The organism is Thermoanaerobacter wiegelii Rt8.B1, from assembly GCF_000147695.2.
Lineage (GTDB): Bacteria > Bacillota > Thermoanaerobacteria > Thermoanaerobacterales > Thermoanaerobacteraceae > Thermoanaerobacter > Thermoanaerobacter ethanolicus.
Genome location: NC_015958.1, coordinates 407,835 through 423,242 on the forward strand (window position 1 = coordinate 407,835; position 15,408 = coordinate 423,242).

13 protein-coding genes, 2 pseudogenes and 1 riboswitch are annotated in these 15,408 nt (G+C 35.5%); all 15 genes and pseudogenes read left to right on the top strand.

Annotated features, from left to right (window positions below):
• The first annotated feature begins 37 nt into the window (after positions 1-37).
• Positions 38-161: riboswitch (molybdenum cofactor riboswitch) on the top strand.
• Between the two features lie 201 nt (positions 162-362).
• Positions 363-1,241, top strand: a complete 879-nt coding sequence (locus THEWI_RS01890) for an ABC transporter substrate-binding protein (protein ID WP_014062230.1) — start codon at positions 363-365, stop codon at positions 1,239-1,241.
• A 140-nt stretch (positions 1,242-1,381) separates the two neighbouring features.
• Entirely contained in the window at positions 1,382-2,080 is a 699-nt protein-coding gene (locus THEWI_RS01895) for an ABC transporter permease (RefSeq protein ID WP_014062231.1), read from the top strand.
• A 50-nt stretch (positions 2,081-2,130) separates the two neighbouring features.
• A complete protein-coding gene (locus THEWI_RS01900) occupies positions 2,131-2,892 on the top strand; it encodes an energy-coupling factor ABC transporter ATP-binding protein (RefSeq protein ID WP_014062232.1) in 762 nt (253 codons plus the stop codon).
• 181 nt (positions 2,893-3,073) lie between these two features.
• Positions 3,074-3,571 carry a MogA/MoaB family molybdenum cofactor biosynthesis protein gene (locus THEWI_RS01905; RefSeq protein ID WP_014062233.1) on the top strand — a complete coding sequence of 166 codons (498 nt, stop codon included), beginning with the start codon at positions 3,074-3,076 and terminating at the stop codon, positions 3,569-3,571.
• Position 3,572: 1 nt separating this feature from the next.
• Complete coding sequence (locus THEWI_RS01910) at positions 3,573-4,796, top strand: molybdopterin molybdotransferase MoeA (protein WP_014062234.1); 1,224 nt, start codon at positions 3,573-3,575, stop codon at positions 4,794-4,796.
• Between the two features lie 9 nt (positions 4,797-4,805).
• Complete coding sequence (locus THEWI_RS01915) at positions 4,806-6,719, top strand: molybdopterin biosynthesis protein (RefSeq protein WP_014062235.1); 1,914 nt, start codon at positions 4,806-4,808, stop codon at positions 6,717-6,719.
• Between the two features lie 12 nt (positions 6,720-6,731).
• Complete coding sequence (moaA, locus tag THEWI_RS01920) at positions 6,732-7,685, top strand: GTP 3',8-cyclase MoaA (RefSeq protein WP_014062236.1); 954 nt, start codon at positions 6,732-6,734, stop codon at positions 7,683-7,685.
• Between the two features lie 3 nt (positions 7,686-7,688).
• Positions 7,689-8,165 (top strand): cyclic pyranopterin monophosphate synthase MoaC, encoded by a 477-nt coding sequence (moaC, locus tag THEWI_RS01925; protein ID WP_009052272.1) that lies wholly within the window; start codon positions 7,689-7,691, stop codon positions 8,163-8,165.
• Between the two features lie 2 nt (positions 8,166-8,167).
• Positions 8,168-8,617: an MOSC domain-containing protein gene (locus THEWI_RS01930; RefSeq protein ID WP_014062237.1), complete on the top strand. Its 450-nt coding sequence runs from the start codon at positions 8,168-8,170 to the stop codon at positions 8,615-8,617.
• Between the two features lie 776 nt (positions 8,618-9,393).
• Positions 9,394-9,465, top strand: a pseudogene (locus tag THEWI_RS15515) (hypothetical protein); the annotation flags it as partial.
• Between the two features lie 154 nt (positions 9,466-9,619).
• Positions 9,620-9,922 (top strand): annotated as a pseudogene (locus THEWI_RS01935) (family 1 glycosylhydrolase); the annotation flags it as partial.
• A gap of 149 nt (positions 9,923-10,071) precedes the next feature.
• Positions 10,072-11,517 carry a PTS mannitol transporter subunit IIBC gene (locus THEWI_RS01940; protein WP_014062238.1) on the top strand — a complete coding sequence of 482 codons (1,446 nt, stop codon included), beginning with the start codon at positions 10,072-10,074 and terminating at the stop codon, positions 11,515-11,517.
• Between the two features lie 7 nt (positions 11,518-11,524).
• Positions 11,525-13,579 carry a BglG family transcription antiterminator gene (locus THEWI_RS01945; protein WP_052877847.1) on the top strand — a complete coding sequence of 685 codons (2,055 nt, stop codon included), beginning with the start codon at positions 11,525-11,527 and terminating at the stop codon, positions 13,577-13,579.
• Entirely contained in the window at positions 13,572-14,012 is a 441-nt protein-coding gene (locus tag THEWI_RS01950; RefSeq protein WP_004399758.1) for a PTS mannitol transporter subunit IIA, read from the top strand. The genes THEWI_RS01945 and THEWI_RS01950 overlap by 8 nt, the downstream gene beginning before the upstream one ends.
• Before the next feature lies 1 nt (position 14,013).
• Positions 14,014-15,180 (top strand): mannitol-1-phosphate 5-dehydrogenase, encoded by a 1,167-nt coding sequence (locus THEWI_RS01955; RefSeq protein WP_014062240.1) that lies wholly within the window; start codon positions 14,014-14,016, stop codon positions 15,178-15,180.
• The last annotated feature ends 228 nt before the right edge of the window (positions 15,181-15,408 follow it).

Sequence of the window (15,408 nt, forward strand, 5' to 3'; positions counted from 1 at the left end):
AAGCTAATTAATCGAGATAAAAAAATTATTAAAAGTAAGGAGAATAACTCTCCGAGCCTTTATGTCTAAGGGGCGAAGAGCCCTATGAGATAAAGGCCGATAGGGTATTGATGGAAACATCAATGCCTCCCGTGTTGGAAAGGAGAGGCAATGCATTTGCATTTATGCAAAGCAAGAATGCGTAAGGTAAAGTAATTGTGTCCTTGCTTTGCGAAAACGATGCAGTGCCTTCTCCGGAAGGCATTTTTTTGTACCTTTGTTAGGGACTAATTTTAATGGTAAAAGCTAAAGAATGGAATCTTTCCAGTTTTAATAGGTAAGGTTTAAACAAAAACTAATAGTGATGATGGAGGATGAATACCATGGCAAGAATATCAAAGAAGTTTTTGATGATCCTTTTATATTCTATTTTGTTGTTTAGTTTATTTTCTCTGAACGGTTGTACAGGTTCTAAAACTTCAGAGAAGATTTCCCCAGGTAATCGAGATGTAATTTTGGCGACAACAACAAGCACGCAGGATAGTGGGCTTTTGGATTACCTTTTACCGATCTTTGAGAAAGAAACAGGATACAAAGTAAAAGTGGTTGCCGTGGGGACAGGACAGGCTCTGGAGATGGGAAAAAGGGGGGAAGCAGATGTTCTTCTTACACATGCTCCTGCGGCAGAGAAAGAACTTGTGGACAACAAGGATGTTATAAACTATCAGTTGGTAATGCACAATGATTTCATTGTGGTTGGTCCTTCAGAGGATCCAGCGCAAGTTAAGAATGCGGTTTCAGTAGAAGCAGCCTTTCAGGCGATTGCTGAAAAAGGTGTACCGTTTGTTTCGAGGGGTGATGATTCGGGTACACACAAAAAGGAATTGAGTTTATGGAAAGCAGCAGGGATTGATCCCAAGGGGAAGTCGTGGTATATAGAAAGCGGCACAGGAATGGGACAAACGCTCCTTATTGCTAACGAAAAACGGGCGTATACACTAACTGATCGGGGAACATACCTTGCATACCGCGATAGATTAGATCTTACCATTGTTCGAGAAGGAGATAAGGGTCTTCTTAATATTTATCACGTCATGCAGGTTAACCCCGAGAAACATCCTGGGAAACACATAAACAGCGATGGAGCCAAAGCTTTTATAGAGTTTATGATTTCGCCCAGAACGCAGGAACTTATTGGCAAATTTGGGGTAGACAAGTACGGGATGCCGCTCTTTTTCCCAGATGCTCAAAAAGGGAATTAGAATTAAGATAGGGAGTTGTTACGTTGTTTTAAAAAGGCTTCGTTTAAAAAAGGCAAAAAGCTCGGATTTAGCCAAAAAAATGGGATTTTTTAAGCTTGATTGAGCTAATTACAAAATATTGAGGTAGGAGTTGAATAAAAGTGGAGCTTATCTGGGAAGGCCTGAAAGGAGCATTCAAGTTTCTTGTTCATGGGGATCCAGAAATCAGAGAAATTACTCTTCTTTCTCTTAGGATTGCTGCGTGGGCTATAGGGATAAGTTCAGTCATTGGCCTTCCACTTGGGATTGCACTTGGAGTAAGCACGTTCCGTGGCAGGGATTTTCTTCTGACTTTAGCCAATACCGGCATGGGACTTCCACCGACAGTTGTGGGGCTTTGGGTAGCTATTGTGCTATGGCGTACCGGCCCTTTAGGAGGATTAAAGCTGATTTATACTCCTACTGCCATCATCATTGCTGAAGTAATTCTTACCGTGCCTATTATTATAGCTTTGGTAGCTGCAGCTGCGTCGGATAAAAAAGCTAAATTACACGATTTTTTTCTTTCTTTAGGGTTGAACCCTCTTCAATATATGTGGCTTTTACTTCGGGAAATTCGTAGCTCAGTTTTAACAGCAATCATTGCCGGTTTTGGACGTGCAATTTCGGAGGTAGGAGCAGCAATGATGGTAGGAGGGAACATCGCTGGGGAAACCCGCACGCTTACCACCGCTATTGTTCTTGAAGTATCTAAGGGTGAGTTTGACCGCGCGTTAGCGATAAGTTTTGTACTTCTTGCCTTATCGTTTTCTATTACTGCCTTTATTACCCACCTTCAGTATCAACAAAACTTAAAGTAGAAGCGGGAAAAACAAGAAATAATTAGATTAAAGAAAGGAGGTAGAGGAGTATGAATTATATGTTTGAACGCAAAGCTACCGATTTTCGGGATATAGAGAATCAAACGCCGGTTATTATAGCCGAAGATATTAGTGTACGGCGCAATGAACGCTTTATCCTGCGAAACATAAGCCTCGTTTTGCATCAAGGGGAACGTTTGGGACTTGCGGGTCCCAATGGTTCAGGAAAAAGTACGCTCCTTAAAGTCTTATCCTTACTAATTCCACCGTCTTCTGGGAGGCTTACAGTTCTTGGCTTTATGGGAGACGGGCGGTCTTCAGTGACTGTTCGCCGAAAGATGTCTATCGTCTTTCAACAACCGACGACGCTCACAGGGAGTGTTTTGCAAAACGTGAGTATTCCCCTGCGCATGCGAGGACTTTCTGCCCGAGAAGCAACCAAGCGGGCATATGAGTGGCTTAAGTGTTTTGATTTAGAAAAGCTTGCTTTTCAGCGGATACATACGCTTTCTGGGGGAGAACTTGCACGTCTTCAGCTAGCAAGGGCGTTTGCTATGGAACCGGAAATTTTGTTCCTTGATGAACCTTTTGCAGCAGTGGATGCTACTTCACGCAGTCCACTAAAGGTCCTTCTTCGGGAGATTCTGGCAAAAAACAAGGTTTCACTGCTTCTTATTAGTCATGATTTTCGTGACCTTCTCGATCTTACTGAGCGCACGCTGGTTCTTTTGGATGGGCACATTGTTGCACAAGGTAAAACCCAAACTTTGCGCATACAATCTCCACTCGTGCGTGAGATTTTTCCGGAGTAAAGTTTTTCGGGATACAAAGGTTGCTCAATATGTCTCTACTCTAATACTTATTTAAGCAGTTTGCGAAAAAAGTTTTTTATTTCAAGTAGAAGGAATACTAATTACTATACTTTTATTATAAATGAAGGCAGGATAAAAAAATAAATTAGTGAGGAAAAGCAAGAAAGGGGATGATAAATTAATGATTAAAGTTGCTATTTTGACTGTTAGTGACAAGGGTTTTAGAGGAGAGAGAATTGACACAACATCATCTGCTATAAAAGAAGTTTTAGATCCAGCGATATATTCTATTGAAGAAATAAGAATCGTTCCAGATGAAATAGAAGATATAAAACGTGAACTAATAAGATTTTGTGATGAATTAAAAGTTGACCTTGTTTTGACAAATGGAGGAACTGGATTTTCAAAGAGGGACGTAACACCAGAAGCAACGATGGCTGTGGTTGAGAAATTGGTTCCTGGAATTCCAGAAGCAATGAGGGCAAAGTCTTTAGAAATAACTCCACATGCTATGCTATCTCGTGCAGTTGCAGGAATTAGAAAGAGCACTTTAATCATAAATCTTCCAGGAAGCCCTAAGGGGGCTGTTGAAAACTTAAATGTTGTTTTACCTGCTCTTAAGCATGGAATTGAGATTTTAAAGGGTGAAGCTTCAGAATGTGCAAGAAAGGACGATTAAAATGGAACTTTTAAAACTTGTTACAGTAAAAGAGGCAAAGGAGATAATAGAAAAAAATATTAGTTTTAAACCTGGCATAGAGAAAATAAGTATTTTAAATTCGTTAGGAAGGATTTTAGCAGAAGACATATATGCACCGGAAAATGTTCCCGATTTTAGAAAATCAACCGTTGATGGATATGCTGTGATTTCGAGTGATGTTTTTGGAGCGAGTGAGAGTTTACCTGCAATTTTAAAGCTTGTTGGAGAAGTCAAGATAGGAACGGAACCAACCCTGGATATAATGCCAGGAGAGTGCATGTATGTTCCAACAGGGGGTATGCTTCCTAAAAGTGCCGATACTGTTGTTATGATTGAATACACAGAAAAACTTGATGATGAAACTATTTTAGTCAATAAACCAGCTGCGCCCTTTCAAAACATAATTGAAATTGGAGAAGATGTAAAAAAAGGTGAACTCATTTTAAAAAAAGGCACAAAATTGAGACCCTACGAGATAGGGGTTTTATCAAGTCTTGGAATATTAGAGGTGGAGGTTTATAAAAAAGTAAAGGTTGGAATTATTTCCACAGGCGATGAGATAGTGGACCCTAAGGAGAAAATTAATAAAGGACAGGTCAGGGACATAAATAGCTATCTGTTATACTCTCTGTGTCTTGAAGAAGGAGCAGAGCCTGTTCTATACGGCATTGTTAAAGATGATTATGAAAAATTAAGAGAGAAATTGCAAGCGGCAATAAGTGAATGCGATTTAGTTTTGATGTCGGGTGGCAGTTCAGCCGGCAACAAAGATGAAACTCTCAGGGTTATAGGTTCATTTGAAAATTCGAATATTTTTATTCATGGAGTTGCTATACGACCTGGGAAACCTACGATTGTTGGAAAAGTAGGGGATAAATTCATATTTGGACTTCCGGGGCATCCACTGGCCTGTGCGGCAATATTTAAAACCCTTGTTATTCACTATTTGGACAGGATAAAGAATTTTGAAAGAGAAGAATATCCGGTTGAGTGCAGGTTTGCCGTAAACTATCATAAGGCTGAGGGTAGAGCAGAATTTTTACCTATTAGTATAAAAGAAGCGGAAGGAAAATTAATTGCGTATCCCACTTATTATGAATCAGGGCTTATATCTCGTTTTGCAAAATCCTTTGGATATGTTTACATTGAAAAAGAATTAGAGGGCATATCTGAAGGACAAATAGTTAAAGTTTATAAATTTTAGGAGGGTGCTATGAGGCAAAATATCTATCTTTCAAATATAAGCTTGAATGAGGCAATAAATATTTTTCTTGAAAAAATAAAAGATTTTAAGGTTGAAACAGAATATGTAAAAACTTATGAAGCAAATGGTAGAATTACAGCAAAACCTATATTTGCCAAAATTTCATCGCCCTTTTACAACAGTTCTGCTGTTGACGGGATTGCAACAGTAGCAAAAAAGACATTTACTGCCACAGACAAAAATCCTGTAAGGCTTAAAGAAGGAGTTGATTATGTAGTTGTTGATACAGGTGATCCTATTCCAGATGAATATGATTGTGTAATTATGGCTGAAGATTTAATATGGGTATCTCAAGATGAGGTTGAGATAATAAAGCCTGCTATTCCATGGCAAAATATACGACAAATTGGTGAGGATATAGTAGAAGGACAACTTATACTTCCTCAAAGCCATAGGATAAGACCGGCTGATATTGGTGCTTTGATTGCAGGAGGAGTATTTGAAGTTGAAGTTTATAAAAAGCCTAAAGTTGCAATCATTCCGACAGGAACAGAGCTGGTAGAACCGGGGGAAGAACTTAAAGTTGGAGATATAATAGAATTTAACTCAAGAGTTTTTGCCGCGCAGGTTAAAGAATACGGCGGAATTCCAACAAGATTTGATATTGTAAAAGATGATTTTGAGAAATTGAAAGCTGTTGTTGATAAAGCTTCAAAGGAATACGACATTATCCTATTAAATGCTGGTTCATCTGCAGGACGTGAGGATTATTCTAAAAAGGTTATTGAAACCTTAGGTGAAGTCTATATTCATGGAATTGCTATAAAACCTGGAAAGCCAGTTATACTAGGAAAGGTAAACAATAAGCCTATTGTTGGAATACCAGGTTTTCCTGTTTCAGCTTATTTTATAATGGAAAACATAGTTAAGAAGCTTATCAACTTTGTTCAGGGATATGATATAAAAGATAAAGATAAAAGATATATAGAAGCAACTCTTTCAAAAAGAATTATGTCATCTTCAAAATATCTTGAGTTTGTAAGAGTAAAACTTGGTTTTATAGACGGTAAATACATCGCAGCGCCAATTGAACGAGGAGCAGGTACTACAATGAGCCTTGTAAGGGCTGATGGGATTTTGGAAATACCTGAGGAGCTTGAGGGTTATGAAAAAGGGACAAGGGTTAATGTAAACATATTAAAAAGCGAAGACGAGATTAAAAATACAATTCTTTGTATAGGAAGCCACGATTTGATACTTGATATTGCAGCAGATCTTCTTGCCAAAAGAGGAAAATTCACGCTATCTTCAGCCCATGTCGGAAGCATTGGGGGAATACTCTCATTGAAGGATAGGGAAACACATTTTGCAACAATTCACCTTCTTGATGTGGAAACGGGTGAGTATAATAAATCTTATGTGAAAAGATATATTCCAAACAGAAAAATTGCCCTTATAAAATTTGTAAAAAGAATTCAGGGGCTTATGGTTAAAAAAGGTAATCCACTAGAGATTAATTCTTTGGAGGATATTGTAAAAAAAGGTGCAAGGTTTGTGAACAGGCAAAAGGGATCTGGCACAAGGATTTTGCTTGATTATGAATTAAAAAGATTGGGTATAAATCCCAAAGACATTATAGGTTATGAAAGGGAAGAATATACTCATATTTCGGTTGCAGCACAAATAGCTAAAGGAAATGCAGATGCTGGACTTGGGGTATTTTCTGCTGCTAAGATTATGGAGCTTGATTTTATTCCGATAGCAAATGAAGAGTATGACATTGCAATTCCCGTTGAGTACTTAGAACTTGAAGGGGTAAAGCAGTTTTTGGAGGTTATAAATTCAGAAGAATTTAAAAATGAGATTGATAAGCTTGGAGGGTATGACTATAGCAATTTAGGAGAAATTATCATTATCGAGTAAAGGAGAGTTTTTATGAGAGATAGGTTAGGAAGAAATGCTGATTATTTAAGAGTTTCTGTTACGGATAGATGTAACTTAAGGTGCATTTATTGTATGCCGGAGGAGGGAATACCCAAAAAAGATCATAATGAGATTCTAAGGAACGAAGAGATTTTAAAAATAATTAGAATTTCAGCCGAACTTGGCATTAAAAAGGTAAGGTTTACAGGAGGCGAGCCACTTGTAAGGAAGGGAATTGAGAACATAATTTATGAAACATCAAAAATAAAAGGCATTGAAGACATTGCACTTACAACTAATGGAACAAAACTTTATGAAATGGCAGATACTTTAAAAGAAGCAGGACTTAAAAGAGTTAACATAAGCCTTGATAGTCTTAAAAAAGATCGATACCGTATGATTACAAGGCTTGGGAATATTGATGATGTATTTAGGGCTATTGACAAAAGTTTATCTATTGGACTTGAACCTGTAAAAATTAATACGGTTGTAATAAAAAGTATAAATGACGATGAAATTTTTGATTTTGTAAAACTTGCCGATGAAAACCCGCTTCATATCAGATTTATTGAAATAATGCCGATAGGTGAAGGAGCAAAATTCAAAGATAACTATATATCGTCGGATGATTTAATAAGTAGCATTCCCGGACTGACTCCGGTTGAAACAGAACCGGGTAACACTGCAAGGGTTTTTAAAAGAAAAGGAGCAAAGGGAACGGTTGGTTTTATTGCACCTTTGTCATGTAAATTTTGTTCAAGTTGTAATAGGATTAGACTTACTGCAACTGGAACTATAAAACCTTGTCTGCATTCAAAATATGAAGTAGATATTAAAAGTTTTTTAAATGATGAAGACAAGATAAGAGCAATGCTGGAACATGCAATCTTAAGTAAGCCGGCAGGGCATAATCTTGAAAAGGAAATAAGCCAGAGTCAAAAAATGATGTTTCAAATAGGGGGATAGTATATGAATTTAACACACATTAATGAAGAAGGTAGAGCAAGGATGGTTGATGTCAGCGATAAAGATGAGACAAAAAGGGAAGCTGTTGCAATAGGAAGCATTTATATGAAAAGTGAAACTTTAAGAAGAATACATGAAGGAACTATTAAAAAAGGAGATGTCCTAGCAGTTGCACAGGTTGCTGGTATTATGGCTGCGAAAAATACATCTCATATGATTCCAATGTGTCATCCTATCATGATAACCGGGTGTGATATTAGTTTTAGTTTGGATTTTGAAAATTCAAAGATTGACATTAAAGCGGTAGTTAAAACTGTTGGACAAACAGGGGTTGAGATGGAGGCATTGACTGCAGTTACGGTTGCAGCTCTTACAATTTATGATATGTGTAAAGCAATAGATAGAGACATGGTTATAAGCGAAATAATGCTTGTGAAAAAAAGTGGTGGAAAATCAGGCCTTTATGAGAGGGAGGTTTAATAATGGCAAAGGTAGTATCAGTAAATATAAGTGAGAAAAAGGGAACGATAAAAAAACCTATTGAAATGGGTTATTTTAGAAAAAATCATGGACTTGAAGGCGATGCACATGCTGGTAGTTGGCACAGGCAAGTAAGCCTACTTGCACAAGAGAGCATAGATAAGATGAAACAAAAGGGAATATGGGATTTAGTTGCTGGAAAGTTTGCAGAAAACATAACAACTGAAGGGATAGAACTTTATACGCTTCCCGTTGGGACAAGGCTTAAAATAGGAGAAGAAGTTATACTTGAGATATCTCAAATAGGTAAGAAATGCCATGGAGGTTGCGAAATAAGAAAAATTACGGGAGATTGTATTATGCCAACAGAAGGTATATTTGCAAAGGTTATAAAGGGAGGATATGTTAAAGCCGGGGATGAGATAGAAGTATTACAAGAAACAATTGAATAAGAGATTTTAGGGAGAAATCATATCAGATTGACGATAACCCCCTTTTTTACGTGTATAAAAAGTGGGGTTTGTCGTCAATCTGGGGAAGGTGATTAACCTTCCTTTTAATAATATTGTTAAACATTATTGAAATTACCTTTTATGCTGTATCTTCAAAGAAAGATACAGCTTGTTTTATAACCACCTCTACCACATTGTCTAATTTTTGTTGGTCCTTAAAACCCTTTTGTCGCAGTAACCTCTTGACTATAATGAATCCAGAAAAATTGGACACAAAAAAGGAGGAATTTAAGGCTTAGATGAAAATTCGAAAAAATTATACACCCGAATTCAAAGCCCAAACGATACTGGAAATTCTTAAAGAAGGAAGAAAAAACAATAACTCAAATCGCAACAGAACATAGTATACACCAAACACGTTTGACCGTTGGGAAAAACAAGCGTTAGAAAACCTACTACAGCTTTTCTCTGATGGAAAAAACTTATTGAAACCATGAAGCTGAATATGGAGATAAAATCCAAGATATTTGCTAGGAAATAGGCTATTTAACCACACAACTAACCTGGCTCAAAAAATCTGGCCTCACAATTAACTCATGACGAATGTATAGCTTTAATAGATTTCGAAACCGCGGAATTCCCTTAAAAATCCAGGCTGAGCTCTTAAACCTAAATCAATCTGGCATTTACTAAAAGTCTCAGGAACCATTTTCTGAGAAACTTGCAATTAAGCACAGAATCGATGAAATCTACGCAGGTGTCTCTTTTATGGCTCAAAGCGAATTACATCTGTTTTAAGAAGGGAAGGTTTTATAATCAACCCCAAAACAGTCCAGCGCCACATGTGAGAAATAGGCATATCCGCCATTTATCCAGAGCCTACTACAAGTAAGCCAAGTAAAGGACGTAAAGTCTAACTAAAGGGTAGGAGCTAGCTCAACCTTTTTTTAAAACTTCCTTTTTACACAATATATAGACTTAACCTAAGATATGCACAAGTCTATTTTAGAAAATGGAATGGGAGTAGAAGGAGAAGAGCGTTTTATAAAAGATGGGATTATTCAGGACGATTACCGAATAGAGTTTATAAAAGAACATCTAAAGTGGCTCCATAAAGCAATTGAAGAAGGATGCAATGTTAAAGGATATCATTTATGGACATTTATGGATAATTGGCCTTTCATAAATGCTTATAAAAACCGTTACGGTCTTGTATCTGTCGATCTAAAAACACAAAAAAGGACTATAAAGAAAAGTGGATATTGGTATAAAGAATTATCTGAAAGCAATGGATTTGTTGATTAATCATAACTGGCTTTTTTGCCGGGTATTTTTTTATCTTCAATTTTGTCAAAGAAAACGAATGACAAAACTGATTTTCTTTAAATTGCATAAATACATATTGAGGTTTACAATAATTATAGAAGAATAAATGCGAAAAGGAGGTAAAATTTATGCAAAACACTAATGCTCTCATAACTGGTGGCGGAAGTGTAAAGGCGAAGTTGCAAAGGCTTGGTGGCTTCTTGGCTGGCATGGTAATACCTAATATTGGTGCTTTCATAGCATGGGGACTTATTACTGCTTTCTTTATTCCGACAGGGTGGATTCCAAATGAACATTTGGCTAAACTTGTTGGACCTATGATAACTTATCTTTTACCAATTTTAATCGGTTATACAGGTGGAAAACTTGTATACGATGTAAGAGGTGGAGTAGTTGGTGCTATTGCAACAGCAGGTATTATAATCGGTTCATCTATACCGATGTTTCTTGGTGCCATGCTGATGGGTCCTTTAGGAGGTTATGTCATTAAAAAATTTGACGAGCTTGTAGAGGGAAAAATCCCAGCAGGTTTTGAAATGCTTGTCAACAATTTTTCAGCAGGTATTTTAGGTGGTTTATTAGCAATTTTAGCATTTCTTTTCATTGAACCAGTGGTAAATGGAATTTCAGTAGGATTAGGTGCAGCAGCTCAATGGGTGACAAACAAAGGCTTATTACCTTTAATAGCGATTTTTATAGAACCGGGTAAAATTTTATTTTTAAATAATGCTATTAACCACGGTATATTGGCTCCTCTTGGAGTAGCACAAGTTAAAGAACTTGGAAAGTCAATATTCTTCTTGCTGGAAACAAATCCAGGTCCGGGATTGGGAGTTTTACTGGCATACTGGTTCTTTGGAAAAGGTGATGCAAAACAATCAGCTCCAGGTGCTATCATAATACACTTCTTTGGCGGAATACATGAAATATATTTCCCCTATGTTTTAATGAATCCATCACTGCTTTTGGCAGTTATAGGCGGTGGAATGGCTGCAGACGCGACATTTGTTTTGACAAAAGCAGGTTTGGTAGCTACGCCTTCACCTGGTAGTATATTTGCAGAGATAGCTATGTCACCAAAAGGCGGATTACTTCCTGTACTTGCAGGTATTACAGTTGGAGCTGTTGTTTCCTTCCTCATAGCTTCTGTCATTGTAAAAAGGGCAAGCGAAGAAAGCATGAGTGCCGAAAGCATGACTTTTGCTCGCTCGATCGTTAGTGGACTTAAAGCGCAAAGCAAAGGACAAAAAGTTGAAGAAATAAAGCCAAATGTACAAAAAATAGATGGCATGCCTAAAATGATTGTTTTTGCTTGCGATGCTGGTATGGGTTCGTCAGCAATGGGAGAAACTATTTTAAAGAAGAAGTTAAAGGAAGCAGGACTTAATATTACAGTTAAGCATTCAGCTGTAAATCAAATACCAAAAGAAGCGGATATTGTATTTACCCAAGAAAATCTCGCAGAAAGGGCTTCTCAAGTTGTACCAAATGCGAAAATCGTTACAGTAAAAAACTTTTTAGATAATACTGCTTACGATGAATTTGTAAAAAGTCTTGCGGAAAATAATAAATAGATAAATTATGGTGAAGAGTATGGAAGATCTAACTGTAAGACAAAAATTTATATTAAAAACTTTATTGGAGAAAGGTCCTTCTAATATAGAGGACCTTTCCAAGCTTATGGATGTAAGTGGAAGAACTATTATGAGAGAAATAGCCTCTATAAACCATAATTTAAAAAAATATAACGCTGTTATTGTAGAGGACAATGGACAAATCATTTTAAAAGGAGAGGAAGAAGCGTTAGATAAAATCCATGCTTCTTTAGGTGCTATTCCTCTCCAATGGCTCTTAACTCCAGAGCAAAGACAAATATTGATGACAATACAGTTATTACTTTCGGAAGAACCTATAAAAGCAGCTTATTTTAGTTATCAATTTAATGTTGTGGAGGGAACTATAAGTCTTTACCTTGACAAAATAGAAGAGTGGCTAAAAATGAGAAATTTATCTCTTATTAGAAGAAGAGGTTATGGGATTAAAGTAGAGGGAAGTGAATTAGATAAAAGAAATGCAATTGTGGAGCTGTTTTATAACTATAAACCCATAGAAGAACTTTTAGCTTTTGTCTATAATGATGAAAAAGACAAATATGTATACACATTTTTTAGCACAGTTTTTGACAATGAGTTAGTTCAATTAGTGAAAAGAATTGCACAACAAATTAAAAATGTTATACATGGTCACTTATCTGACTTAAATTACTTTGGAATGTTTATACATTTACTTGTTTCTATTTACAGAACAAAAATAGACAAGCCAATACAGTTTAACGATGAATTTGTAAAGGACATTTTACTTTCTAATGAATTTATTTTCATGAAAGATGTAGAGAAAATATTGAAAGAAAATGAAGTATATTTGCCAGATGCTGAATTGGCATATTTGGCTCTTCATTTAAGTCCCAAAAAATACGTCTATAAACAAAATAGATTTGAAGAACTTGGCATTTCTTTACAAGATTTATCAAAAGAGGTTGTGGAAGAAGTTTCTCGGCTTTTAAATATAAAGATAAATTGCGACGAACAACTTATTGTAGGATTATCCCAGCATTTTGAACCTGCCCTTTATAGATTGACAATGGGACTTCAGACTACCAATCCATTAGTAGAAGAAATTAAAAATTACTATGGTAATTTGTTTAAAGCAGTAAATAAAGCTTGCAAGTTAATTTTTTCTAAATATAATCTCATGATACCTGAAGAAGAGATTGGATATATTACAATGCATATTGGAGCTGCAATTGAAAGACAGCAAGCTTTATCAAAAAAATTGAGAGTTTTTGTTATATGTCCGAATGGGATTGGCACGGCGAGAATATTATCAGCTAAATTAAAAACTCTTTTTAGAGAAATTGATGCTATTGACATTGGGGCAATATGGGAGTATAAGAAAAAGAGTGATGACTATGACTTAATAATTTCTACAGTAAAGCTTGAAGATTTAAAAGATAATGTAATTGTAGTATCGCCTTTTTTGCCAGAAGAAGATATTAAAAAGGTAGAAGAGTTTATAGAGAAATATGTAGTCAAGAAAGAAAAAGAATTGCCAAGGAATTTGCCGATGGTGGAAAGGAGACGAAATTTTGAAATAGCAGATGAAATACTTCGAAATTTGCAATTGAAATACGTGGAAGCAAAAACTATTGAAGATTTAATAAAATTCATAGCAAAAGATTTATATGATTTAATGCTTACTGAAGATGCAAAAGAAATAGAGGAGCTAATCTTTAAAAGGGAAGCCATGGGCAATGTTGTCATACCAAACACCCACATTGCTTTAATTCATACAAGAAGTGACAAAATGGCAATACCTTTTGTCGGTATCTATAAACTAAAAACTCCATTAAAGATGAAAAGTGCTGGTTTTTCTTATGAAGAAGTAGACACTTTTCTTGTGATGCTGGCAAGGAAAACAGAAAGCAGTGAGATATTAGAGATGTTAGGTAAAATAAGTATTTCATTGATTGAGGATAAAGCCTTTAATGAAATATTGAGGTTTGGTGATATCAAAGATATTAGAAATAGCTTAGTTAAAATACTAAATGATACACAGGAGGCTTTGGAGGATGAATAAAGAAATACTAAACGAAAATAATATCGTATTAAATGTGCCGTCAGAATCTAAAATACAAGCTATTGAAAGAGTAGGAAATTTGCTTTTTAAAAATGGCTATGTTGAAAAAGAATATATAGAAGGTATGAAGAAAAGAGAAGAAGATGTAACAACTTATATAGGTAATGGTATTGCTATTCCTCACGGTGTTTCTGAGTATGTAAAATATATAAAAAAATCTGGAATAGTTATAGCGCAATATCCTAAAGGAGTAGATTTTGGAGATGGAAATATTGCCTATATTGTCATAGGAATTGCAGGCAAGGGAGATGAACATTTAGAGATATTATCAAAAATAGCTCTTACCTGCCAGTATGAAGAAAATGTCGAGAAATTGAAAAAGGCAAGGACAAAACAAGAAATAATAGAAATACTTCAAAAAGGTGATGAATAATATGTTAAAAGCGGTTCATTTTGGAGCAGGGAATATAGGCAGAGGATTTATAGGATATTTGTTGTATAAGTCTGGATATGAAATAACTTTTGTTGATATATCAAAAGAATTAGTAGAAAGCATAAATAATTATAAAAGATATAATGTGATTATTTTAAAAGATAATGTGGAAAAGGAAGAAGTAAAAAATATCAAAGCTATTCATATAGAAGATGAAGAAAATCTATCCAAGGCTATTGTAGATGCAGATATAATTACGACTTCAGTAGGAGCTAATAATCTTAAGAGCATAGGGAAAAAGTTGATAAATTATTTAAAGATAAGAAAAGCTAACATTGATAAACCTTTGAATATAATGGCATGTGAAAATGCACTGTTTGCAACAAATATACTAAAAAATAGTATATTGGAAAAAGGGGATAAAGATTTTATTGATTACGTAAATCAAAAAATTGGTTTTCCTAATACGGCTGTGGACAGGATAGTACCGAATGTAGATATAAAGAAAGAACTGCCAATAGATGTAGCTGTAGAAGACTTTTATGAATGGGATATTGAGAAAAAAGCAATTATTGGGGATGTAAATATCAAAGGGGCGGAGCTGGTTGATGACCTTGAGCCATATATAGAAAGAAAATTATTTTTATTAAATGGTGCACATGCTACCACTGCATATTTAGGATATTTAAAAGGATATAAATATATACATGAAGCGATTGAGGACGATTTTATAAGAAATATAGTGTCTGGAATGCAAGAAGAAGCTTCTCTTGCGCTTTCTAGAAAGCACAATATAAAAAAAGATGATTTAGAGAGGTATGCAAGTAAGGTAATAAAAAGGTTTAAAAGCCCCTATTTGAAAGACGAAGTTGTAAGAGTAGGAAGGGAACCTACAAGAAAATTGGCGGGAAATGACCGGTTAATGATGCCTGCTAAGCTTTGCTATGAAATTGGAGTTATGCCCCAATTTATACTATACGGTATAGCTGCAGGGTTTTTGTTTAATTATAAGGAAGACCCTAAAGCTTGTGAAATTCAAGATGACATTAGAAATCTTGGGTTAGAAAAAACAATAAGCAAAGTTACAGGTTTAGAAGAAAATAGTGACTTATTGCAGGAAATTGTAAAAAAATATAAAGAATTGAAAGAAGCTTTTGGAAAAAGATGATATAGATTGGATTCTATATCGTCTTTTCTCTTTTTTTGATGAAAGCTTATTGTAATAAAGTTAAAAATGTCTACAATATTAAGTAAACGTATAAAAGAAAAAGCAAATGGGAGTAAAATTGGAAATAAACATGTGATATTGCCCTAAATCGCTGTTGAAGGTCAAAAAAGTCTTTTATATAATTATATTAAGACTTGTCTGACATCTGATGTGTGTTGTAATTTACAC

What these genes read in the sequence shown, in the direction of transcription:
- THEWI_RS01945 (WP_052877847.1), top strand. Translation starts at nt 11,525, where the DNA reads ATGGTGAAGAGTATGGAAGATCTAACTGTAAGACAAAAATTTATATTA.
- THEWI_RS01915 (WP_014062235.1), top strand. Translation starts at nt 4,806, where the DNA reads ATGAGGCAAAATATCTATCTTTCAAATATAAGCTTGAATGAGGCAATA.
- THEWI_RS01955 (WP_014062240.1), top strand. Translation starts at nt 14,014, where the DNA reads ATGTTAAAAGCGGTTCATTTTGGAGCAGGGAATATAGGCAGAGGATTT.
- THEWI_RS01910 (WP_014062234.1), top strand. Translation starts at nt 3,573, where the DNA reads ATGGAACTTTTAAAACTTGTTACAGTAAAAGAGGCAAAGGAGATAATA.
- THEWI_RS01930 (WP_014062237.1), top strand. Translation starts at nt 8,168, where the DNA reads ATGGCAAAGGTAGTATCAGTAAATATAAGTGAGAAAAAGGGAACGATA.
- THEWI_RS01950 (WP_004399758.1), top strand. Translation starts at nt 13,572, where the DNA reads ATGAATAAAGAAATACTAAACGAAAATAATATCGTATTAAATGTGCCG.
- moaC (WP_009052272.1), top strand. Translation starts at nt 7,689, where the DNA reads ATGAATTTAACACACATTAATGAAGAAGGTAGAGCAAGGATGGTTGAT.
- THEWI_RS01900 (WP_014062232.1), top strand. Translation starts at nt 2,131, where the DNA reads ATGAATTATATGTTTGAACGCAAAGCTACCGATTTTCGGGATATAGAG.
- THEWI_RS01905 (WP_014062233.1), top strand. Translation starts at nt 3,074, where the DNA reads ATGATTAAAGTTGCTATTTTGACTGTTAGTGACAAGGGTTTTAGAGGA.
- moaA (WP_014062236.1), top strand. Translation starts at nt 6,732, where the DNA reads ATGAGAGATAGGTTAGGAAGAAATGCTGATTATTTAAGAGTTTCTGTT.
- THEWI_RS01940 (WP_014062238.1), top strand. Translation starts at nt 10,072, where the DNA reads ATGCAAAACACTAATGCTCTCATAACTGGTGGCGGAAGTGTAAAGGCG.
- THEWI_RS01890 (WP_014062230.1), top strand. Translation starts at nt 363, where the DNA reads ATGGCAAGAATATCAAAGAAGTTTTTGATGATCCTTTTATATTCTATT.